Source organism: Enterobacter cloacae complex sp. 418I7 (assembly GCF_050030705.1).
Lineage (GTDB): Bacteria > Pseudomonadota > Gammaproteobacteria > Enterobacterales > Enterobacteriaceae > Enterobacter > Enterobacter intestinihominis.
This window is the reverse complement of sequence record NZ_JBLGUU010000001.1, coordinates 3,065,752-3,087,930: the sequence shown is the minus strand read 5'-3', so window position 1 is coordinate 3,087,930 and position 22,179 is coordinate 3,065,752. Positions and strand designations below refer to the sequence as shown.

The following is a 22,179-nucleotide window of genomic DNA, read 5'->3' as shown; positions in this document are numbered from 1 at the left end:
GTTTTTTTCTCCATCCCGACCCGCCGTTTATTCTTATTTACATATCCCCGCGCTATGCTTAACGCCAACTCATTTAATGGATTTATGATTGATGTCGGTATTAAAGAAAAACAGCGCCAGGCAGCGTGACCAGGAGCGTGCGCGGCTCATCTGGCTCCTGACGACCGATAAAGCGGTCACGTCAACGTTATTGGGTAAGCTAACCCTGGCTGAGCAATATGATGTCGGCACGCTGGCCGACGATATTGCTGAGGTAGGTGCGCTGGTTGCACATTTACCACCTCCGGATCTGGCGGACACCCTGGAGGCATTGCCTTCCGAGGAGCGCCACGCCCTGTGGCGGCTGGTGCAGGATCATGAGCGCGGTCAGGTGCTGCTTGAAGCCTCGGAAAACGTCTGGGATGACCTTATCGATGAGATGAGCGATCGGGACATTCTTGACGCCCTGCAAACGCTGGATATCGATGAGCAGATTTACCTCGTTCAGCATCTTCCGCGCAACCTGACCGGACGCCTGCTGGCTTCCCTGCCTGCCGAGGAGCGGGCGCGCGTGCGTCAGGTGATGCACTACGAGAAAAACAGCGTCGGCGCGATCATGGAGTTTGGCGTCATCACCGTGCGTCCGGACGTCACCCTGGGTACGGTGCAGCGCTATCTTCGTCGCCTGGGCAGTATGCCGGACAACACCGATAAACTGTTCGTCACCTCGCGGGATAAAACCCTGCTCGGGGAGCTGGAGCTGAAAACGATCCTGCTGAACAGCACCCAGCAGCGGGTAAGTGAGGTCATGGAAACCGAGCCGATGGTCTTCTCGCCGGAAGACGATGCCGAAAAAGCCGCGCGTACCTTCGAACGTGATGACCTGGTGAGCGCGGCGGTGGTGGATTCGGTGGGCAAGCTGATGGGGCGTCTGACCATTGATGAGATCGTTGACGTGGTCTATGAAGAGACCGATAACGACCTGCGTGCCCTTGGCGGTATCAGTGCCGAAGACGATGTTCATGCCTCCGTCGGCAAGGCCGTCAAAACCCGCTGGGCGTGGCTCGCCATCAATTTATGCACCGCGTTCGTGGCGTCCCGCGTTATTGACGGCTTCGAACATACCATTTCCCAGCTGGTGGCCCTGGCGTCGTTGATGCCGATTGTGGCGGGGATCGGCGGGAACACCGGCAACCAGACTATCACCATGATCGTTCGCGCCCTGGCGCTGGAAAACATTCAGCCGGGTAATTTTTCGTGGCTGATTTTCAGGGAGATGGGCGTCGCGCTGATTAACGGCCTGGTCTGGGGCGGCATCATGGGCGGCATTACCTGGTGGCTGTACGATGATATGGCGCTGGGCGGGGTCATGATGCTGGCGATGGTGCTGAACCTGCTGGTGGCGGCGATGATGGGCGTGATTATCCCGTTGACCATGACCCGGCTGGGGCGCGACCCCGCGGTGGGGTCGAGCGTGATGATCACCGCCATTACCGATACCGGCGGTTTCTTTATTTTTCTTGGACTGGCGACGATTTTTCTTCTGTAGCCAGTGCTTTTTGCTTAAGTCGGGCAGGGAGGATGAACATCATCACAATCCCGCCCAGCACGCCAATCGCCAGGTTGCCGGTGTAAACCGTTGCCACAACCGTCACCAGCATCACGACGGTTTCAGCCACCGGCGCGTTTTTCAGCGTTCCGGGCTGAACGCTATGCCAGCTAAAGGTCTTGACGGCCACAATGGCCATAATACCCGCCAGTACCGCCATCGGGATTTTGGCCATCACCTCGCTGAGCGCCGTAACCAGCACAAGCAGTACGATACCCGCCGCAAGGGTGGAGATACGGCTTCTGCCTTTCCCCATCTCCACGTTAACGATGGTCTGCCCAATCATCGCGCAGCCCGCAATGCCGCCGTAGAACCCGGCCATAATATTCCCCACGCCCAGACCGATGCTCTCGCGGCGCTTGCTTGAAGGGGTAACGGTCAGTTCATCCACCAGCTTAGCCGTCAGTAGCGATTCCAGCAGGCCAACAAAAGCGATACTTAGCGCGCACGGCCAGATAATGCTCAGGGTTTCCAGATTGAGCGGCACCAGCAGTTGCGTAAAGCCCGGCAAACCGCCGCTCATGGAGCCTTCATCCCCTACCGTTGGCAGGATTTGCCCGCTGGTGACGGTGAACAAAGTCAGCAGCACAATGGCAATCAGCGGGGAGGGTACGCTTTTAATATAGCGTGGCACCCACAGCACAATCAGCAGCGTCAGCACGAACAGGCCCACTATCAGCGGGCTTCGGCTCCAGAAATGGGGCACCTGGGCAAAGAAAATCAAAATGCCAAGGGCGTTAACAAACCCGGTCATCACCGACTGGGGAATAAAGCGCATCAGCCGCGCCATTCCCAGCGCGCCGAACAGGATCTGAATCACGCCAGCCATCACCACCGCGGGCAGAATGTACTGTACGCCGTGTTGATGGACCATCGGGCCAATCACCAGCGCGACGGAACCGGCCGCCGCCGTCACCATGGCCGGACGCCCGCCGAGCAGGGAAAGGGCGAAACAGAGCACCACGGAGGCGATAAGGCTCACTTTCGGATCCACGCCCGCGACCACGGAAAACGAAATCACTTCCGGGATCAGCGCCAGCGCGGTAATCACGCCGGCCAGGGTTTCGCGCATCAGACGTTGAGGCGAACGTAAAACGGTGGCGACATGGCCTTCTTGGGGTACAGACGAGTGAGGTAATGACATAACAATTCGCTGGTAGGGGCAGGCTTCCGTGCGCGCGATCACAAAGTGCAGCATCATAGCCAGGAAAATCGTCGGGTGCCAGCCTGTATGCCAAAACCCTACAAACAATCCATCATTAAATTTCACAATTACAATAATTTCGTAACCTTTAAACAATATTTAAAAGTTGCTACCGTGCCACCGCAGCGTGTTTCACCTGTAATTTCTACGCATCAAGCACTATTCAACTAAGGCATAAATGATGAAAAAAATGACTGCCGTGCTCTTTTCTCTGGCCGTGGGGCTGAACGCCGTCTCGCTGGCGGCGAAGGCTGACGCACCAAAAGAGCAGGAAACGGATGTCCTTTTAATTGGTGGCGGCATCATGAGCGCCACGCTGGGCACATATCTTCAGGAATTAGAGCCGAACTGGTCCATGACCATGGTCGAGCGCCTTGATGGCGTGGCGCAGGAAAGCTCTAACGGCTGGAATAACGCCGGGACGGGGCACTCGGCACTTATGGAACTGAACTATACGCCGCAGAAAAAGGACGGTTCCATTAGTATCGAGAAGGCGGTAGAGATCAACGAAGCGTTCCAGATCTCACGTCAGTTCTGGTCTCACCAGGTGAACAGCGGTGTGTTGCACAATCCGCACTCCTTCATCAACACCGTTCCGCACATGAGCTTTGTGTGGGGCGATCAAAACGTCAACTTCCTGCGCGCGCGCTACGCAGCCCTGCAACAGAGCACGCTGTTCCGCGGGATGAAATACTCTGAAGATCACGCTCAAATCAAAGAGTGGGCGCCGCTGGTTATGGAAGGCCGCGATCCGAACCAGAAAGTGGCGGCGACCCGCACTGAAATTGGTACTGACGTTAACTACGGTGAAATCACCCGTCAGCTGGTGGCCTCTCTGAAGAAAAAAGAGAACTTTAACCTGCAACTCAGCTCCGAAGTGCGTGGTTTCAAGCGCAACGCGGATAACAGCTGGAGCGTGACCGTTGCCGATCTGAAAAACAACGAAGCCGAGCATGTGATTAAGGCGAAGTTCGTGTTTATCGGTGCTGGCGGCGCGGCGCTGAAACTGTTGCAGGAGTCCGGTATTCCGGAAGCGGACGACTACGCCGGCTTCCCGGTTGGCGGCCAGTTCCTGGTGTCGGAAAACCCTGAAGTGGTTAACCGTCATCTGGCTAAAGTGTACGGTCAGGCTTCTGTTGGTGCGCCACCGATGTCCGTTCCCCATATCGACACCCGTATGCTGGACGGTAAGCGCGTAGTGCTGTTCGGGCCGTTCGCTACATTCTCTACCAAGTTCCTGAAAAACGGTTCCCTGTGGGATCTGCTGAGCGCGACCACGACGTCAAACGTCAAGCCAATGATGGACGTGGGACTGGATAACTTCGATCTGGTGAAATACCTTATTAGCCAGGTGATGCTCTCTGATGAAGAACGCTTCGAGGCGCTGAAAGAGTACTATCCGCAGGCGAAGAAAGAAGACTGGCGTCTGTGGCAGGCGGGTCAGCGCGTGCAGATCATCAAACGCGATCCGAAAGAGGGCGGTGTGCTGCGTCTGGGTACCGAAGTAGTAAGCGATAAGGATGGCACTATTGCCGCGCTGCTGGGAGCATCCCCGGGGGCGTCTACCGCTGCGCCAATCATGCTACACCTGATGGAAAAAGTGTTTAAGGACAAAGTATCCAGCCCGGAATGGCAGGCGAAGCTGAAAACCATTATTCCATCCTACGGTACGAAGCTGAACGGTAACGTTGACGCCACGGAACAAGAGCTGGAATACACCAGCCGCGTTCTGCAACTGCAATACGTCAAACCGCAGGCTGCGGATGCTGCGCCGAAGGCAGAGCTGAAGCCGCAGGCGGAAAGCAAGCCGGTGGCGGATATCGCGCTGTAAGCTAAACGCAAAACGATAACATCCGTTACCGTTTTTCGTGTTTTCTCCCTCTCCCACCGGGAGAGGGTTGGGGTGAGGGCACCAGAACGCACCCTTTCCAGGTCGGGTAAGCGTGAGCGCCACCCGACTTATTTTTAACGTACTTCCGCTTGCCCTACCGTCTCATCCGCCTTCCATACGCGATATTTCACATCCACGTTTTCCGGCGTATATACGACAATCGGCAGCTTGCTGTTATAGCGCAGCAGACTGTTATCACCCAGATAGGCGGTGATAAATTTCTTCTCTTTCTTGCCGTCCGGGCACGCCATCATGGTGGAGACTGGCGAGGTTACTTTGTCGAAGACATAGTAGTCATAACCCCAGCCTTCCAGCGTTTTGCTTTCCAGTTGGCCGCCCAGACGATGCTGGTTGCAGTCCACTTCCAGCGTTTGGCCGATTAACAGCTCGACTTTGAAATTCCCTTCATTCTGCTGAGCCGGGAGCTGAATAACCTGGCGCTTCATCCCTTTGTCCGCTTGCGGATACGGGGCAACTTTTTCCAGCGGCTGCTCTTTTGGGGTTTCGCTGGCGAAAGCGCTGGTGCTCGCGCACGCAGCGGCGATAAGGGCGATGGCAAATTTAGGTGCGTTTTTCACTGTCATTCCTTTTTGTTAAAACGATCCCGGAAAGACTAACATAATGTATGTGAATGGTTGGCGTAATTTACTCACATTTTCATTTTAAACGGAGTAAAGAACTGCTTTTATGCTCTTTTATTGGTGTTTAATGCTGTGGTGGAGTCGGTGCAGAGATCGTGTTATTTTACGCGTTAATTATTGTTATTCATCTGTAAAGGGAGAAGAGATGGTACGGGAAAAACTGAAGACACCTGAAGGCCGCAAGTTCCTGCTGGCGTTACTGGTTGTGTTTATGATTGCTGCTGCATGCGTGGGGCGAGCAACCATTGTCGGCGTGATCGAGCAGTACAACATCCCGCTCTCTGCGTGGACAACCAGCATGTTTGTCCTGCAATCAGCGATGATCTTTGTTTACAGTCTGGTGTTCACCGTTCTGCTGGCGATTCCGCTGGGGATTTTCTTTCTCGGTGGGCGTGAGAAGCACTAAGCATTGTGCATGCGAAGACAGGCAATAAAAAACCAGCCATAAGCGGCTGGTTTTTTTGTGTAGTTTTGGTCGGCACGAGAGGATTTGAACCTCCGACCCCCGACACCCCATGACGGTGCGCTACCAGGCTGCGCTACGTGCCGACGCATAAAAGGAATACTACTCGATTCCTTTTTGATTGCAAGGGGGAAGCAACGCTAACTGATTCATAAATAATCAGTTAGCGATAAAGCGCTTCTCGTCTGTCAGCACCTGCAACAGCAAGCTGAGCTGCGGTTTCTGGTCTTTCAGCTTCTCACCTTCGAGGCTGTACGTCTGGTAATTGCCGTTGCTGTTCAGCACAAGGGACAGCGTCGGCGTGGTCACCACCAGCGTGTTTTCGCCAGCAGCCGTGACCCAGTTATGACGCCGCGTGGCGCTAAAGAGGTCTTGTCCCTGCGAGTATTCAATTGCCGGCGTGCTAACGTGCAGCAGCCGCTGCATTAACGTGGTCATGACGTCTTTATGGTCGGTCAGCATATTGATGCGTTGCGCGGGAGTGCCCGGCCAGTGGATCACCAGCGGGACATGCAGGTTCGGGCGCGACCAGTCCATGCCCTTCGCTTCGTCGCCGAGCGGCACGCCATGCCCCGCCGTGATAATGACGACCGTATTGTCCAGCTTGCCCGCGTCGCGCAGGGCGGTCAGCACGCGAGCGATCTGCGCATCGACATCACCCGCCGCACGGCTATAGCGGCGCGCGAAGCCTTTCTGATTGCTGTCATCAAGATTTGTGCCGTTAAACGCAACCCAGGAGAACCAGCGGTTATCTTCCTGTGCATAGCGCTTCAGCCAGTCTATCCACTGGTCAGCAGTCCGATCGTCAGACTGGCTCTGCGCGGCTGGCAGTGAGAAATCAGACAGCAGCGCCTGGCGGTACAGCGAGCTGTTGAAACCATCAGAGGCGAACAGCCCCAGCTGGTAGCCCTGCTGATTAAGCCCGGTAATCAATGCAGCCGGAATACGGGCCGACAGCACGCCGTCCATATAGCTCGGTGAAATGCCGTAGAACAGACCGAAAATACCCGCGTCGGTCGAATTACCGGAACTCATATGCTGAGTGAATACGATGTTGTTCTCAGCGAATTCAGCCAGGGCAGGCATCTGCTTCTCATAGCGAGAATAGTTCAGGCCATCGACGGTAATCAGCAGCACGTTCTGACCGCGCCCCATGTCGCGATATTTCAGATCGCTCAGGGGATACTGCACGCTGACCGCTTCCGGATTACCCTGTTCGACCAGACGACGCTGATACTCCTGCGCGTCCAGCAGACCGTGTTTTTCAAGGAAACGACGTGCCGTCATCGGATAGGAGAGCGGCAGATTCGCGCGCTGCATGGTAATAGGGCGGTAGAAGTTCGCATCTGCCCAGATATACATCAGGTGCGAACCGATAAATGAGGCGAAAAAGAGCGCCGCGACGGGCTTCGCATAATGTCGGCGTCGGGTCAGGCTGCGGAGCTTTTGCCAGCTCCACGTCGCGAACAACATTTCGATCAGCAGGATAATCGGCACGCTGATAAACATCAGCTGCCAGTCGCGGGCGGTCTCGTTCTGATCCGGGTTAATCACCAGCTCCCAGACGACAGGATTCAGGTGCAGGTGGAACCGGGTAAAGACTTCGCTGTCGATAAGCAACAGCGTCATGCCCGCCGTCGCAAGAATGGCGGACAGGAAGCGCATCAGCCGCTGCGACATGACGATAAACGTCAGTGGGAACAGGATCAGCAGATAGGTGGCGAAGACCAGAAAGCTAAAGTGACCAACAAGGCTCATCCACGAGTAGATACGCCCGGTTAACGTGGTTGGCCAGTCTGCCACAAACAGATAACGGCAGCCGAGCACCATCGCCAACAGAATGTTGAACAGGGCAAACCAGTGCCCCCAGCTGACCATCTGGGAGACTTTTTCACGGTAGCGCTGACGATTCGTCACCATAAACTGTTGTTCGTTTCCCTTAGTGTGCCTGGTCGTCGCTAACGGATGACTGCAAAGCCTGGGCGAAAGATTTGGCGATCGCCTGACGCTGAGCCGGAGCAACGCTGGTATTGATCAGGTTGGTAACCATATTTCCCAAAACCATCAGGGAGAGATCGGTTGGCGTTTTATGTTTTTCCAGTACGTTGACCAGCTCACTGAGCAGTTGTTCAACGTGTTCGTCACTGTAGCGGGAATGTTGTGGCATAAATCAAAATCAGTTTGTTGAGAGAAGGGCGACATATTACCGTAGCAACAGCTTTTTTTCCCCTTTTTTATCTTCTGTTGCACACATGCGTTGGTGGTGGTTGAATACCGCCCGGTCTAAAAGGAGAGTTTATCATGAGTCTGGAAATCAACCAGATTGCCTTGCACCAGCTTATCAAGCGTGATGAGCAAACCCTTGAAGTGGTGCTACGCGATTCGTTACTGGAACCAACGCCTACCGTTGTCGAGATGATGGCGGAGTTGCATCGCGTCTACAGCGCGAAAAATAAAGCCTATGGCTTGTTCAGCGAAGAGAGCGAGCTGGCGGATAGCCTGCGCCTGCAACGTCAGGGCGAAGAGGATTTCCTGGCATTCAGCCGCGCTGCAACCGGCCGTCTTCGTGACGAACTGGCGAAATATCCCTTCGCCGATGGCGGTATCGTCCTGTTCTGCCACTACCGCTATCTGGCGGTAGAGTATCTGCTGGTCACCGTGCTGAATAATTTAAGCAGCATGCGTGTGAACGAGCAGTTGGATATCAGCTCAACGCACTATCTGGATATCAACCATGCGGATATTGTGGCGCGTATTGATTTAACCGAATGGGAAACCAATCCGGAATCGACGCGCTACCTGACCTTCCTTAAAGGCCGCGTGGGCCGCAAAGTGGCCGATTTCTTTATGGACTTCCTCGGTGCCAGTGAAGGGCTGAACGCCAAAGCGCAGAACAAAGGTCTGCTCCAGGCGGTGGATGACTTTACCGCTGAGGCGCAGCTGGATAAATCTGAGCGTCAGACCGTGCGTCAGCAGGTTTACAGCTACTGTAACGAGCAGTTACAGGCCGGGGAAGAGATTGAGCTGGAGTCGCTGTCCAAAGAGCTGGCGGGCGTCAGCGAAGTCAGCTTCCAGGAATTTACCGCGGAAAAAGGCTATGAGCTGGAAGAGAGCTTCCCGGCGGATCGCAGTACGCTGCGTCAGCTGACGAAATTTGCCGGTAGCGGCGGTGGGTTAACCATTAACTTTGATGCCATGCTGCTCGGGGAACGTATCTTCTGGGATCCGGCGACCGACACGCTGACCATTAAAGGCACGCCGCCGAATCTGCGCGATCAGCTCCAGCGTCGCACCTCAGGCGGTAAGTAGCGGCCATAAAAAAACCCCGCAGAAGCGGGGTTTTTCTCGACAGGTTTGCGATTACGCGCGAACGAAGTCGATGTGAGACAGTTTTGGCTTGAACGGGTGACGCTGAACAGCCTGAACTTTTACTTTTTCTTCTTTACCGCCAACAACGATGGTCAGAACTTCGCTGTAGAATTCAGCTTTGTTCTGCATGTTCCACACTTTGTCGTGATCCAGTTCGATTGCAACTGGAGCAGCTTCGCCACCGTAAACGATAGCCGGGAACTTGTTAGCGTTACGCAGGCGGCGGCTCGCACCCTTACCCTGCACGTTACGTACTTCTGCTTCGATAGTGAACATTGATTTCTCTCTGTATTTAAAACCCTGCTACAGGCGACCCAGCAGCAGGTGAGTGTTCTGCCTCACGGATGTGAAGCGGGCGGCATTTTATACTCAAATGGCTCGCGCATCAACGAAAAGTCCCGTTAACCGCGCAATTCGTTTGCCCGGCGAAAGCGTCCTTCATAGTCAAAGACCTTCTCACGCACCTGCCAGAACTGCCCTTTTTTACGGGCGACAACAAAATCAGGATGGCGCAGCAGCGCCTGCTGGCGCACGATATCGGCAACGGTTATCCAGCGCAGCGGCACGCCGGGCGTGCGGGTATGCGGGCGGATAAAGAGCTGTTCGAACGCGGTGCGCTGGGCGGGCGTCTGGACCCTGAACCGCTCGCTGACGTCTGCGCCGTCCTCGTCGTAATAGGTAATCTTTAGCCACTCGCCTTTTTCATCCGCACCGGGCTGTAAGACCATGCCGGAACAGCGCAGCACCAGCGCATCTTTCAGTTTCAGCGCCGCTTTCAGCATGTCATCCGGGTCGACCAACACCGTGTCACACTCCCGACAGCGGCGGGCAGCGATATCGTTCTCGGCGTTGCACTGCGGGCAGTTTTTGAAGCGGAAGCGGAAATCACACTGTTCGCGATGGCCTTCATCGTCTTCAAACCAGCCCTGACAGCGGCGGCCAAAATGTTCGATCAGCGTGCCGTCGGCGGTAGTTTTGCCCCAGAAAGTGTTGGCAAACCCGCAGGCCGGACAAAACACCTGTACCGGCACGTTGTCGCTCTTGCCTTTTGGCGTGCCCACTTCCGGGGAGTAGAGATCGTGCGGATTACCGGCATAATCGAGGATCAGACAGTCGGTTTTGCCCGGTGCCAGGCGCAGGCCACGGCCGACAATCTGCTGGTACAGGCTGACGGATTCGGTCGGGCGAAGAATCGCAATCAGGTCAACGTGCGGTGCGTCAAACCCGGTGGTTAATACGGAGACATTCACCAGGTAGCGGAACTGCTGGGCTTTGAAAGCCTCAATCAGGCTGTCGCGCTCCGGCCCGGGGGTTTCACCGGTAATTAACGCCGCGTCGTTGGTGGGCAGAAGCCCCGTGATTTCACGCGCGTGTTCGACGGTAGCAGCAAAAATCATCACCCCTTTGCGCGTTTGCGCAAACTCTTCAATCTGGCTGATGATATGCGGCGTGATCCGCTTCTGTTTTTTCAGCTCATGGTTAAGATCCGCCTCGCTGAACAGCCCGTTGCTCTGCGCCTGTAAGCGGCTGAAATCGTACTGCACGACCGGCATATCCAGCCGCTCCGGTGGCGTCAGATAGCCATGCTTGATCATGTAGCGCAGCGGAAGCTCATAGATACAGTCGCGGAACAGGGCCTTTTCATCGCCACGCACCATGCCGTGATAATGAAACTGATAAATCCAGCCCTTGCCCAGACGAAATGGCGTGGCGGTCAGGCCAAGCAGGCGTAAGTGAGGGTTCACCTCTCTCAGATGAGTGAGGATTTGCTGATACTGGCTGTCGTCGTCATCGCTGATGCGGTGACACTCATCGACAATCAGCAGGGAAAACTCGCTGCGAAACAGGTCCAGGTTGCGCGCAACGGACTGTACGCTGCCAAACACCACTTTCCCGTGGCTCTCTTTGCGCTTCAGCCCGGCGGCAAAAATATCGGCCTCCAGGCCGAGCGCGCAATATTTGGCGTGGTTTTGCGCCACCAGCTCTTTTACGTGCGCCAGCACCAGCACGCGCCCGCGAGCCAGGCGCGCCAGTTCGGCAATCACCAGGCTTTTACCGGCTCCGGTCGGGAGCACGATGGCGGCGGGTTCCCGGTGCTTGCGAAACCAGGCGAGGGTGGCATCAACGGCTTCTTGCTGATAGGGGCGTAGTGTGAACGTCATGGCTTCTCTATTCAGTTAACTCGCATATAGTATGCCACGAAACTTTTTCCCTTGAGTGGCGCAACCAGACCATTATACTGAACTGTTTCTGACTGCTTCTTTTTCGGACGCGTAGTCCGACTTCCAGCACCATTAAGGCTAAAAAGATTTCATGCGACTTGATAAGTTTATCGCTCAGCAACTCGGCGTAAGCCGCGCTATTGCCGGGCGTGAAATTCGCGCCAGCCGCGTAACCGTGGACGGCGACATTGTGAAAGACAGCGCTTTTAAACTCCAGCCTGACCACCAGGTGGAGTATGACGGCAACCCGCTGACCCAGCAGAATGGCCCGCGCTACTTCATGCTCAACAAACCGGAAGGTTACGTCTGTTCAACGGACGATCCGGATCACCCGACGGTGCTCTACTTCCTCGACGAACCTGTGGCGCACAAGCTGCATGCGGCAGGGCGTCTGGATATCGATACCACCGGCCTGGTGCTGATGACCGATGACGGTCAGTGGTCGCACCGCATCACCTCCCCGCGCCATCACTGTGAGAAAACCTATCGGGTGACACTTGAGTCGCCGGTCTCGGATGACACGGCAGAGCAATTCGCGAAAGGCGTTCAGCTGCATAATGAAAAAGATCTGACCAAACCGGCGGTGCTGGAAGTCATTACCCCAACGGACGTCCGTCTGACCATCAGTGAAGGCCGCTACCACCAGGTGAAACGGATGTTTGCCGCCGTGGGCAACCACGTTGTGGGGCTGCATCGTGAACGTATCGGCGCGATTGAACTCGATCCAGACCTGGCGCCAGGGGAATATCGTCCGCTGACGGAAGAAGAGATTGCCAGCGTCGGGCTGCTTTCACGCTAAATTCAGGAGAACCCTGTGACCACCAGGCCACACTCGTCGTTTAAAATCGTATTTATCCTTGGCCTGTTGGCCATGCTGATGCCGCTGTCTATCGATATGTATCTGCCCGCGCTGCCGGTGATTTCCGCGCAGTTTGGCGTACCGGCAGGCAGCGCACAGATGACGCTCAGCACCTACATTCTTGGTTTTGCGCTCGGCCAGCTCTTTTATGGCCCAATGGCAGACAGCCTGGGGCGCAAACCCGTAATTCTGGGCGGGACGTTGATATTTGCCGCGGCGGCGGTGGCCTGCGCGCTGGCGCAGAGTATCGATCAGCTGATCGTGATGCGTTTCTTCCATGGCCTGGCTGCGGCTGCGGCAAGCGTGGTGATTAACGCGCTGATGCGCGACATCTACCCGAAGGAAGAGTTCTCACGCATGATGTCGTTCGTCATGCTGGTCACAACAATTGCGCCGCTGGTCGCCCCCATGGTGGGCGGGGCGGTGCTGGTGTGGTTCAGCTGGCATGCGATTTTCTGGATCCTGGCGATTGCCGCGCTGCTGGCCTCGGTGATGATCTTCGTCTTTATCGATGAAACGCTGCCGGTCGAGCGCCGTCAGAAGTTTCACGTCCGCACCACGCTTGGCAACTTTGCCTCGCTGTTTCGCCATAAGCGCGTGCTGAGCTATATGCTGGCCAGCGGCTTTAGCTTTGCCGGGATGTTTTCGTTCCTGAGCGCGGGGCCGTTTGTGTACATCGAACTGAACCATGTGTCACCCCAGCACTTTGGTTACTACTTCGCGCTGAATATCGTGTTCCTGTTTGTGATGACCATTATCAACAGCCGCTTTGTCCGGCGGGTCGGGGCGCTGAATATGTTCCGCGCCGGGCTGTGGATCCAGTTCGTGATGGCTATCTGGCTGGTATTGAGCGCATTGTTGGGCGTCGGTTTTTGGGCGCTGGTGGTGGGCGTGGCGGCGTTTGTTGGCTGCGTCTCGATGGTCTCATCCAACGCGATGGCGGTGATCCTCGACGAATTCCCGCATATGGCGGGCACCGCCTCGTCGCTGGCAGGGACGTTCCGTTTCGGGATTGGCGCGATTGTCGGGGCGCTGCTCTCAATGGCGACGTTTAATACTGCCTGGCCGATGCTGTGGGCGATTGCCCTCTGCGCGACCTGCTCCATCCTCTTCTATCTTTACGCCAGCCGGCCCCGTAAGACGGCGCATAAATGAGCACTTAAGGCCCGAAACGGGCCTTTTTGTTGACCCATATCAACCAACCCTCGGTTCGTTTACCCGGTGTTTGTTTCTTTTATGTAAAATCTATTTATGTAAAAAGTCACATCATTGTATTTAAAAAGGTTGAGTTAGATCGCAGAAACGGGTACATATAGCGCCGACGCGAGCCTGCAACGCCTATAAAATCCGCTAAACAGTGCAGGTTGGCGATGATGTGTTACTATAAATGTAAATAAATTGTGAAGTAAATTTGCTTCCGGGGATCTGAACGTGAATACATTACAACTCTCCATTGTCCATCGCTTGCCCCAGAGCTATCGCTGGTCGACGGGTTTTGCAGGTTCGAAAGTTGAACCGATTCCGCAAAGCGTTGCCGGGGAGGATAATTGTCTGGTAGCGCTCAAGCTGCTTAGCCCGAGCGATGAAAATGCGTGGCCGGTTATGGAACGTCTCAGCCAGGCGCTGACGGACATCGAAGTAGACAGCTCCGTGCTGGAATGCGAAGGTGAGCCGTGCCTGTTTGTTAACAGCCAGGATGAATTTGCTGCGACCTGCCGTCTGAAAAACTTCGGCGTGGCGATTGCCGAACCGTTCTCCGGTCAATATCCTTTCTGAGTGCTAGTCAGCGGACAATAGCTGGCGCGTGTAATCCTGCGCAGGCGCAGTGAATACGCGCTGGCACTCTCCCTGCTCAACGACTTCTCCCTGCCGCAATACCACCACCTGATGGCAAAGCGCACGCACCACCTGTAAATCGTGGCTGATAAAGATATAGGCCAGCCGATGCTTTTCCTGTAGCCCCTTCAGCAGCGCCAGAATTTGCGCCTGCACGGTGCGGTCCAGTGAAGAGGTAGGCTCGTCCAGCACGATCAGCACCGGTTTCATGATCAACGCGCGGGCAATCGCTATACGCTGGCGCTGTCCGCCGGAAAACTCAGCCGGATACCGGTGCCGGGTATCGGGATCTAAACCCACTTCCGCCATCACCCGCTTCACGTCGATTTCACGCTGTTGTGCCGTCAGCGCGGGCTGATGAACGCGCAGGCCCTCTTCAATAATCTGCAATACGCTCAGCCGCGGGTTCAGCGAAGAGTTCGGATCCTGAAAGACCACCTGCATCCGCGGGCGGACGGGCAGCATTTGGCGGCGGCTCAGGTTTTGCAGCGGCATGCCGTCAAAGAGAATGCTTCCCTGCGAGGCGATCAGGCGCAGCAGCGCCAGGCCGGTGGTGCTTTTGCCCGAACCGGATTCGCCCACAAGCCCAAGCGACTCGCCCGGACGCAGAGAGAAGCTCATGTTTTTCAGAACATGATTGTGATCGACCACGCGACGCAAAATGCCTTTGCGGATCGGGAATGACACCGACAGGTCCTCAACCTTCAGCAACGGTGCGCTGTCAGCGTTAAGCGGAACCGGGTCGCCAGAGGGTTCGCTATCGAGCAGGCGCTGTGTATACGGGTGCTGAGGCGCGCTCAGCAGGGCAGTTGCCCTGTTCTGTTCGACGCAGCTGCCGTTTTGCATCACGGCCACCGCGTCAGCGAGCTTTTTCACGATGCCCAGGTTATGCGTAATAAACAGCAGGCTCATGTTCAGCTCGTCGCGCAGTTCACGCAGCAGTTGCAGAATTTGCGCCTGCACCGTGACGTCCAGCGCGGTGGTGGGTTCATCCGCAATCAACAGTTCGGGGCGCGTCAGCAGCGCCATCGCGATCATCACGCGCTGGCGCTCGCCGCCGGAAAGCTGATGCGGGAAATCGTTCAGCCGTTTCGCCGCATTACGAATGCCGGTGCGTTCAAGGCAGTCCAGAATTTCCCCCCGCGCTGCCTCTTTACGCATTCCCCGATGAAGTGACAGCACTTCATAGAGCTGTTTTTCCAGCGTATGCAATGGATTGAGCGACACCATCGGCTCCTGAAAAATCATGGCAATCTTATTGCCACGAATGCCGCGCAGGGTTTGCTCATCAGCGTTCAGCAGGGATTGTCCATGGAACAGAATATCCCCGTGCGGATAGCTGACCGGCGGGGAAGGGAGCAGGCGCAGCACCGACAGTGCCGAAACGCTCTTACCGGAGCCGGATTCCCCGACCAGCGCCAGCGTCTCTCCGCGCTGGATCTGCAACGATAAATCCGTCACCACCGGGCGAGATTCGCCCTGCTTTGAAAACGCAATCGACAGATTTTCTATGCTCAGAAGAGGCCGGGTCATGTCATACCGCCTTGTTGGGATCGAAGGCATCGCGCACGGCTTCGCCAATAAAAATCAGCAGGGAAAGCAGCACAGCCACGGAGAGGAATGCGGCGATGCCCAGCCAGGGGGCCTGGAGGTTGTTTTTGCCCTGCAACAGCAGTTCGCCAAGGGACGGTGAGCCCAGCGGCAAACCGAAACCAAGAAAATCAAGCGACGTCAGGGTGGTAATGGAGCTACACAAAATAAACGGCAGGAAGGTGAGGGTCGCCACCACTGCATTGGGAAGCATGTGACGGAAGATGATTGCGCGATCGCTCACGCCTAACGCTTGCGCGGCGCGAATATAATCGTAATTTCGCGTGCGCAGAAACTCCGCGCGCACCACGCCGACCAGTGCCATCCAGCCGAACAGGACGGTGATGCCTAACAGCCACCAGAAGCCAGGCTGTACTACGCTAGACAGCAGGATAATCAGAAACAGCGTCGGCATACCGGACCAGACTTCAATTACGCGCTGCCCCCACAAATCGATTTTTCCACCGTAATAGCCCTGCACGGCGCCCGCCACGACGCCCATCACGCTGCTAAAGAGCGTCAGAAGCAGCCCAAACAGGAGCGAGATGCGGGTGCCATAGAGGATGCGCGCCAGCACATCGCCGCCGTTGGCGTCCGTTCCCAGCCAGTTCTGCGAGGAAGGCGGGGAAGGGAAGGGGGTGGACGTGGCGTAGTTAATACTGTTCGCGCCAAAGCGAATCGGTGCCCAAAGCGCCCAGCCGTGCTGCGCGATCTGTTCACGTAACCAGGGATCCTGATACTCGGCTGGCGTCGCAAACGGACCGCCAAAATCGCTTTCGCTATAGGTAGTAAGCACCGGCACGTACCAGCGATCTTTGAAATGCACCAGCAGGGGTTTATCGTTGGCAATCAGTTCGGAACACAGACTTAAGGCGAACAGGACGGCGAAGATCCACAGCGACCAGTAGCCGCGACGGTTGTGGCGAAAGCGCGCCCAGCGGGCCTGATTGACGGGGCTTAAACGCAACATCAGCGGCCCTCAAAATCGATACGGGGATCGACCAGCGTATAGCTGATATCGCTGATGATATTCAGCAGCAGGCCGATCAGGGTGAAAATGTACAGTGTGCCAAACATCACCGGGTAATCACGGGAGACGGTGGCCTCATAGCCGAGCAGCCCTAAACCGTTGAGAGAGAACATCACTTCTATCAGCAGAGAGCCGGTAAAAAACATACTGATGAACGTGGCGGGAAAACCGGCAATCACCAGCAGCATGGCGTTACGAAAAACGTGCTTCCACATAATCTGCTTTTCACCGACGCCTTTGGCGCGCGCGGTGACGACGTACTGTTTGCGGATCTCATCAAGAAAGGCGTTTTTGGTCAGCATAGTAAGCGCCGCAAAACCGCCGATAACCGTCGCCAGCACCGGAAGCGTGATGTGCCAGAAGTAATCGGTGATTTTCTGATACCACGGCAACGTGCTGAAATCCGCAGAGACCAGCCCGCGCAGCGGGAAGAGGTCGAAATAACTGCCGCCAGCGAAAAAGACAATCAGCAGCACGGCAAACAGAAACGCCGGGATAGCGTAGCCGATGATAATGAACGTGCTGCTCCAGATATCAAAACGGCTACCGTTGTAGACCGCTTTGCGGATCCCCAGCGGAATGGAGACCAGATAAATAATCAGCGTCCCCCACAGTCCGAGCGTGATGGAAACCGGAAGGCTTTGCTTGATCAGGGTTAGCACCGAGGCGCTGCGAAACAGGCTGTCGCCAAAATCGAAACGGACATAATCCCAGAGCATCCTGAAATAACGCTCGTGCAGCGGCTTGTCAAAACCATAGCGATGGGTGATCTCGGCGATCACCTCCGGATCCAGTCCCCGACCGCCCCGGTAGTGGCTTTCGCTGATATTGCCCACGCCCGTCCGGGCATGGCTGGCCCCCATTCCTTCACCGCCGCCGCCCGGCATGCCGCCAGCGTGACCAAATTCTATGGCCGCAATCGCCTGGTCCACCGGGCCGCCGGGGGCAATCTGCACGATAAAAAAGTTAATGGTAATGATGGCCCATAGCGTCGGGATAACCAGCAGCAGCCTGCGGATAAGATAAGCGCCCATCGTCACTCCTCAACGCCGCGCTGCGGGCAGTTTTGCGGCTTTATTCACGTCATACCACCACGTATCAAAACCAAGCGTATAAACCGGGCGAACGGCGGGCAGGGAGAATTTGTCCCAGCGGGCCACGCGATCTTCACCCATGTACCACATCGGCAGCATGTAATAGTTCCAGGTTAACACCCGGTCAAGCGCGCGCCCGAGCGGCAGAAGTTTCTCTTTATCGCCCTGAGCGGCAACGATTTTCGCGATCAGCGCATCAATCACCGGACTCTTTACCCCCGGAGCGTTGTAGGAGGAGTCGATATACCCCGATGCCCAGGAGATTTGCAGGTCTGAACTCGGCCACGGCTGGGCAGCCCACAGGGTTTGCATCATGTCGTAATCGCGACTGCGCTTGCGGTTGGTCAGCTGGGCAATATCGACCTGGCGGATATTCATGGTCACCCCAAGACGGGCAAGGTTCTTCTTAAACGGCAGCACCCACTGATCGTTTGCGCCGGAGGCAATCAGCAGTTCGAAGCTGAGCGGTTTACCTGTTTTAACATTTACTCGTAGCCGATTTTTCAGCACCCAGCCAGCGTCATCCAGCAGTTTGCTGGCTTTCAGCAGGTTGTCCCGGTCGAACCCGTTTCCGTCGGATTTTGGCGGTTCAAATAGGCGGGTGAACACTTCCGGCGGGAGCTCCGCTTTCATTGGCGCCAGCAAAACCAGCTCGTCCGCGTGGGGATAATCACGGGCGGCATATTCAGTATTCTGGAAATAGCTGTTCGCCCGGCTGTAGGCTCCGTAAAACAGCGCTTTGTTCATCCATTCGAAATCAAACGCCAGGGTAATAGCTTCACGCACCCGACGATCGGAAAAAACCGGGCGCTGAATATTAAACGCCAGCCAGCGCGTGTCCTGCGCGGATTCGTTTTTATGTTCGTCTTTAACGATATAGCCTTTCGCGAAATTTTTTCCGATATACCGGGTCGCCCAGTTTTTGGCGCTGTTCTCGACACGTAAATCAAATGCGCCTGCCTTAAACGCCTCGAAGGCCACGTTATCATCCAGGTAGTAGTCGTAGCGGATTGTATCGAAGTTCCAGCGGCCCCGGTTTACCGGCAGCGTGGCTGCCCAGTAATCTTTCACGCGGGAATAGATCACGTACTGGCCCATTCGCCAGTCGGTAATGCGATACGGTCCTCCGGCCAGCGGCGGGGAAGAGAGGGGATCGCTCAGCTTATGGTTTTTCCAGAATGATTCGGGCATGACGGGCAGGGAGAACAGGCTCAGCATATTCTCTTTGTTTGGCTCTGGGAGTTCGATTCGCACGGTCAGCGGGGCGATGGCTTTCACCGTGGTGCCCTTGTACACCAGACGAAACTGCGGCACGCCTTCGGTCATAAATTTATGAAAGGTGAACGCCACATCGCGGGCGCTAACCGGCGTACCGTCGTGAAAACGCGCCCGCGGATTAATCGCGATTTCTGCCCAGCTAAAATCATCGGCGTAACGCACGTTCTCAGCGACCAGGGGATAATAGCTGCCGGGCTCGTCGTCGGAGGTGACGAACAGCGTGTCATAGAGGGATTCGGTACGCGCTGCCGCCACGCCGCGCAGGGCGAAGCGGTTAAAGTTGTCAAACGTTCCGGTCGCGGAAAGCGTCACGTTCCCGCCTTTCGGGGCGGCGGGGTTCACATAATCGTAGTGAGTAAAGTTGACCGCATACTTCGGCTCGCCAATGACGGCAAAGGCCGTGCTCTCTTTGATGGCCTGCGCCTGGCCCGACAGGCTCACCAGCGCCAACAGCATCAATACAACGCGCATAATCATAGTGCGGCGGATCCCTTTGTTCACAGGCAGGCTCGGTTGAGGAGAATAATAAGGGACAGCGCCGTGATTGTGAAATTATTCCCCGAGCGTGATGTCGGGTTGCCACGTCCTGAACTGCTCCAGCGGCATAGGTCGGCCGATCCAGTAGCCCTGAAGATAGTTCACGCCATGCTCGCGCAGCCACGCCGCCTGCTCGGGCGTTTCAACACCCTCGGCGACGGTTAACATATTCAGGCGTTCTGCCAGCGTCAGCACCGCGTCCAGCACTGGCGAGGTAACGGTTTCAGTCCCGATGGCATTCACGAAGCCACGGTCAATTTTCAGGTAATCCATCGTGAAGCGTTCCAGATAGATCAGCGCGCTGTGGCCGGTGCCAAAATCATCGATGGCGATTTCAAAACCTTCACTGTGCAGCCATTCAAACAGCTGATTTGCCTCGCGGTGGTTGATCATGTCGCGCTCGGTTATTTCCAGCACAATCTGGAAGTGATCGGGCGGAAGGGCAGCGGCAAACGCGCGCATATCCTCCTTAAAGCTTTCCGCATGCAGATGACCGGGCGCGATGTTGATCCCAAACTTGGCCCCAGGCGGGAGCACCGTTTGCAGTACAGGGGCATCGCGGATAATCAGGTCAAAAAGATGCAGCGTCAGCGGGACAATCAGCTTCTGCGCTTCAGCAAAATTAATAAAGGCATCCGGTGGAATTTCGCCCATCACCGGATGCTTCCAGCGCATCAGGACTTCCAGCCCGGTCATTCTGAGCGACTGCGCATCCACGACGGGCTGATAGACCACGTAGAACTGGTCGTGCTTGATGGCCGTAAGGATCTCTTTCCCGGGATTCAGACGGATAGTGAGAATATAGAAATTCAGCAGACCTGCCGCAATACCGCAGACCAGGCCGAAGAACACGGCGTAGAGCAGTTCATCGGTCTTCCAGGCTTGCGCATAGACGTTAACGGTCAGAGGAATATTTTTCAGCGTGGCGGTGCGGGCAGGGACCTCAGGCAAATCCCGCGCCTGAACCAGCATTCCGGACTGGGTGGATAACGCGGAGTCGCCAATGACGATCGATATTCCGGAAAATTCATCCTGACGTGACGTATAAAGAAGGTAAGGCGTCAGGTTGATGTTCACGGAGGTAAATACGCCGCCGTCTTTTACCAGCGGATTGCGATACCAGATAGCGATCGCGGGTTTATCCGGCAGCATGGGCGTGCCCGGCAGGAGCGCGATATCAACAGGTTTGCTGATGTGTAGCTGAGGGATAAGCGTTTCCATTGGGGTATTCATCGGACCTGTTGCCGAAGAGCAGAAGGCCTGTTTATCCCGGACCAGCAAAAAGGCGCGCACGTTAATACTGAAGGCCGCGCGTGAGGTGAGCGCCGCACTGACCTCTTCACAGCTGTTCAGCGTGAGCGGCTGGAGCGTATCAATAGAGGTTTTAAGCTCGTCGAAAAAGCTCTCCATGTAGACGCTTAAATCCGTAATGAGGGTATCGTACCTGATTTCTCGCTTGTGATAACTCCAGTAAAACTGTAACGCACTCAGAAGCAGGGCGGTAAACAACCCCGTCAGAATACTGAGAAACAGTATCTTGCGGTTGCTGGAGAAGTAGCGGGTAAACATAGATGTCGTGATTCCTGAAATGACGCTGGATGTCTATCAGTGTAACGGGCAAAAAAAAACACTGCCGGAGCAGTGCTTTTTTAATCGTATCGCCAGCCAAGGGATAACCAACGATACGACAGCAATATTAACTACGGCTCAGAACGCGGCGAGCTTCGTTGTAGCGCTTCTTCCAGTAAGGTTCGTTCATGCTGGAAATCGTCACACCACTGCTGGTGGAAGCATGGACAAACTGATCGTTACCGATATAGATGCCAACGTGTCGACCGGTTGAACCTGCTCTGAACAGGACTAAATCGCCCGTACGCAGTTTAGTGCGCGAAATGGACTTGCCCATTTCCTGCTGTTCATAAGTAGAACGCGGAAGATCTAACCCAAACTGCTCACGGAAAGTACGCTGTACGAATGCGGAGCAATCGATGCCTTTCTTGGTGCTGCCGCCCAGGCGGTAACGCACGCCTTTCCAGTCAGCATACTGATCCATAATACGCGACTTAACGTCGAGATTACGTACCATATTTTCAAATTCATCCTGAGAGGCTTGCAGTGAAGAGGAATCTTCCATTCCCACAACACGCGTCTCAGGATGCATATTCTTCGCGGTGTTCGTCGTACTACATGCCGAAAGCAGAACCGCCACTGCAATCGCCGGGATCCCCCGCAAGATATATCTCAAAATTGGTTGAGATTTGACCATTTTGTTTGTTTTCCCTTGAAGTCCTTAACGAAAATATCGTTATAAAAATGCCAACCGTGACGAGACTAATTATCTGTTCACAATGAGACAATTCTTTATGGTGAAATCTGTGGCACAACGCACAAAATTATTCACCACGATAATAATTATCTCAATGGGGCAAAACGAGTTCGAGGTTAACCGATTGCAAAGGGCATTGCGAGCAAAAAAGACCGTTTTTTTATAAGAAAATGTGATACACAACGTTACAGCGCGGAATTGCTCAAAATGCCGCCATTCATACCGGTAATCCCTGCAATTGCTTCATTTTT

The 22,179-nt window shown here is 55.4% G+C and carries 19 protein-coding genes and 1 tRNA gene; 7 read left to right on the top strand and 13 right to left on the bottom strand.

Going from position 1 to position 22,179, the window contains the following annotated elements:
- The first annotated feature begins 91 nt into the window (after window positions 1-91).
- The gene (mgtE, locus tag ACQG0S_RS14910; protein ID WP_006811337.1) at window positions 92-1,528 is read left to right on the top strand and encodes a magnesium transporter; all 1,437 of its coding nucleotides are present in this window, start codon (window positions 92-94) and stop codon (window positions 1,526-1,528) included.
- Here the strand turns inward: mgtE and ACQG0S_RS14905 are convergent.
- Window positions 1,491-2,786 carry a SulP family inorganic anion transporter gene (locus ACQG0S_RS14905; protein ID WP_032624810.1) on the bottom strand — a complete coding sequence of 432 codons (1,296 nt, stop codon included), beginning with the start codon at window positions 2,784-2,786 and terminating at the stop codon, window positions 1,491-1,493. The two genes, mgtE and ACQG0S_RS14905, sit on opposite strands and share 38 nt — an antisense overlap.
- Window positions 2,787-2,973: 187 nt before the next feature.
- On the opposite strand from ACQG0S_RS14905, the gene mqo reads away from it, so the two are divergent.
- On the top strand, window positions 2,974-4,623 hold the full coding sequence (gene mqo / locus ACQG0S_RS14900; RefSeq protein ID WP_032623890.1) for a malate dehydrogenase (quinone): 1,650 nt from the start codon (window positions 2,974-2,976) through the stop codon (window positions 4,621-4,623).
- Window positions 4,624-4,757: 134 nt separating this feature from the next.
- Here the strand turns inward: mqo and eco are convergent, their stop codons facing one another.
- Window positions 4,758-5,261 carry a serine protease inhibitor ecotin gene (gene eco / locus ACQG0S_RS14895; RefSeq protein ID WP_032623891.1) on the bottom strand — a complete coding sequence of 168 codons (504 nt, stop codon included), beginning with the start codon at window positions 5,259-5,261 and terminating at the stop codon, window positions 4,758-4,760.
- 208 nt (window positions 5,262-5,469) lie between these two features.
- Between eco and ACQG0S_RS14890 the strand changes: the two genes are divergently transcribed.
- Window positions 5,470-5,730, top strand: a complete 261-nt coding sequence (locus tag ACQG0S_RS14890; RefSeq protein ID WP_006811332.1) for a DUF2534 family protein — start codon at window positions 5,470-5,472, stop codon at window positions 5,728-5,730.
- Between the two features lie 66 nt (window positions 5,731-5,796).
- On the opposite strand, the gene ACQG0S_RS14885 is transcribed toward ACQG0S_RS14890, so the two are convergent.
- From ACQG0S_RS14885 to ACQG0S_RS14875, 3 genes are all read right to left on the bottom strand, one after another.
- Window positions 5,797-5,873: transfer RNA gene (locus ACQG0S_RS14885), tRNA-Pro, on the bottom strand.
- A gap of 73 nt (window positions 5,874-5,946) precedes the next feature.
- Window positions 5,947-7,707 (bottom strand): LPS biosynthesis-modulating metalloenzyme YejM, encoded by a 1,761-nt coding sequence (yejM, locus tag ACQG0S_RS14880; protein WP_022648735.1) that lies wholly within the window; start codon window positions 7,705-7,707, stop codon window positions 5,947-5,949.
- A gap of 19 nt (window positions 7,708-7,726) precedes the next feature.
- Window positions 7,727-7,954, bottom strand: coding sequence for a YejL family protein (locus tag ACQG0S_RS14875; protein ID WP_001135586.1), 228 nt, complete (start codon window positions 7,952-7,954; stop codon window positions 7,727-7,729).
- 134 nt (window positions 7,955-8,088) lie between these two features.
- Here ACQG0S_RS14875 and yejK point away from each other — a divergent pair, with 134 nt between their 5' ends.
- The gene (yejK, locus tag ACQG0S_RS14870) at window positions 8,089-9,096 is read left to right on the top strand and encodes a nucleoid-associated protein YejK (RefSeq protein WP_017693031.1); all 1,008 of its coding nucleotides are present in this window, start codon (window positions 8,089-8,091) and stop codon (window positions 9,094-9,096) included.
- 51 nt (window positions 9,097-9,147) lie between these two features.
- On the opposite strand, the gene rplY is transcribed toward yejK, so the two are convergent.
- Together rplY and ACQG0S_RS14860 are read right to left on the bottom strand one after the other, a co-directional pair.
- Window positions 9,148-9,432 (bottom strand): 50S ribosomal protein L25, encoded by a 285-nt coding sequence (gene rplY / locus ACQG0S_RS14865; RefSeq protein ID WP_022648733.1) that lies wholly within the window; start codon window positions 9,430-9,432, stop codon window positions 9,148-9,150.
- Window positions 9,433-9,557: 125 nt separating this feature from the next.
- A complete protein-coding gene (locus ACQG0S_RS14860) occupies window positions 9,558-11,318 on the bottom strand; it encodes a DEAD/DEAH box helicase (RefSeq protein ID WP_022648732.1) in 1,761 nt (586 codons plus the stop codon).
- Window positions 11,319-11,469: 151 nt separating this feature from the next.
- On the opposite strand from ACQG0S_RS14860, the gene rsuA reads away from it, so the two are divergent.
- The 3 genes from rsuA (at window position 11,470) to ACQG0S_RS14845 (ending at window position 14,013) form a co-directional block, all read left to right on the top strand.
- Window positions 11,470-12,177 carry a 16S rRNA pseudouridine(516) synthase RsuA gene (gene rsuA, locus ACQG0S_RS14855; RefSeq protein WP_022648731.1) on the top strand — a complete coding sequence of 236 codons (708 nt, stop codon included), beginning with the start codon at window positions 11,470-11,472 and terminating at the stop codon, window positions 12,175-12,177.
- A gap of 15 nt (window positions 12,178-12,192) precedes the next feature.
- Window positions 12,193-13,392 (top strand): Bcr/CflA family multidrug efflux MFS transporter, encoded by a 1,200-nt coding sequence (locus ACQG0S_RS14850; RefSeq protein ID WP_022648730.1) that lies wholly within the window; start codon window positions 12,193-12,195, stop codon window positions 13,390-13,392.
- A 276-nt stretch (window positions 13,393-13,668) separates the two neighbouring features.
- Window positions 13,669-14,013, top strand: a complete 345-nt coding sequence (locus tag ACQG0S_RS14845; RefSeq protein WP_003859372.1) for a YejG family protein — start codon at window positions 13,669-13,671, stop codon at window positions 14,011-14,013.
- A 3-nt stretch (window positions 14,014-14,016) separates the two neighbouring features.
- Here the strand turns inward: ACQG0S_RS14845 and yejF are convergent, their stop codons facing one another.
- The 6 genes from yejF to mepS all read right to left on the bottom strand — a co-directional run bounded on the left by yejF (window position 14,017) and on the right by mepS (window position 21,868).
- Complete coding sequence (gene yejF, locus ACQG0S_RS14840; protein ID WP_048966263.1) at window positions 14,017-15,606, bottom strand: microcin C ABC transporter ATP-binding protein YejF; 1,590 nt, start codon at window positions 15,604-15,606, stop codon at window positions 14,017-14,019.
- A 1-nt stretch (window position 15,607) separates the two neighbouring features.
- Entirely contained in the window at window positions 15,608-16,633 is a 1,026-nt protein-coding gene (locus ACQG0S_RS14835; RefSeq protein ID WP_045308660.1) for a microcin C ABC transporter permease, read from the bottom strand.
- The gene (locus ACQG0S_RS14830; protein WP_003859369.1) at window positions 16,633-17,727 is read right to left on the bottom strand and encodes a microcin C ABC transporter permease YejB; all 1,095 of its coding nucleotides are present in this window, start codon (window positions 17,725-17,727) and stop codon (window positions 16,633-16,635) included. Before ACQG0S_RS14830 ends, ACQG0S_RS14835 begins: the two co-directional genes overlap by 1 nt.
- Before the next feature lie 9 nt (window positions 17,728-17,736).
- Window positions 17,737-19,542, bottom strand: coding sequence for an extracellular solute-binding protein (locus ACQG0S_RS14825; RefSeq protein ID WP_048966262.1), 1,806 nt, complete (start codon window positions 19,540-19,542; stop codon window positions 17,737-17,739).
- Between the two features lie 75 nt (window positions 19,543-19,617).
- The gene (locus ACQG0S_RS14820) at window positions 19,618-21,171 is read right to left on the bottom strand and encodes a cyclic di-GMP phosphodiesterase (RefSeq protein WP_048966261.1); all 1,554 of its coding nucleotides are present in this window, start codon (window positions 21,169-21,171) and stop codon (window positions 19,618-19,620) included.
- Window positions 21,172-21,298: 127 nt separating this feature from the next.
- Window positions 21,299-21,868, bottom strand: a complete 570-nt coding sequence (mepS, locus tag ACQG0S_RS14815) for a bifunctional murein DD-endopeptidase/murein LD-carboxypeptidase (RefSeq protein ID WP_003859364.1) — start codon at window positions 21,866-21,868, stop codon at window positions 21,299-21,301.
- Window positions 21,869-22,179: the final 311 nt, after the last annotated feature.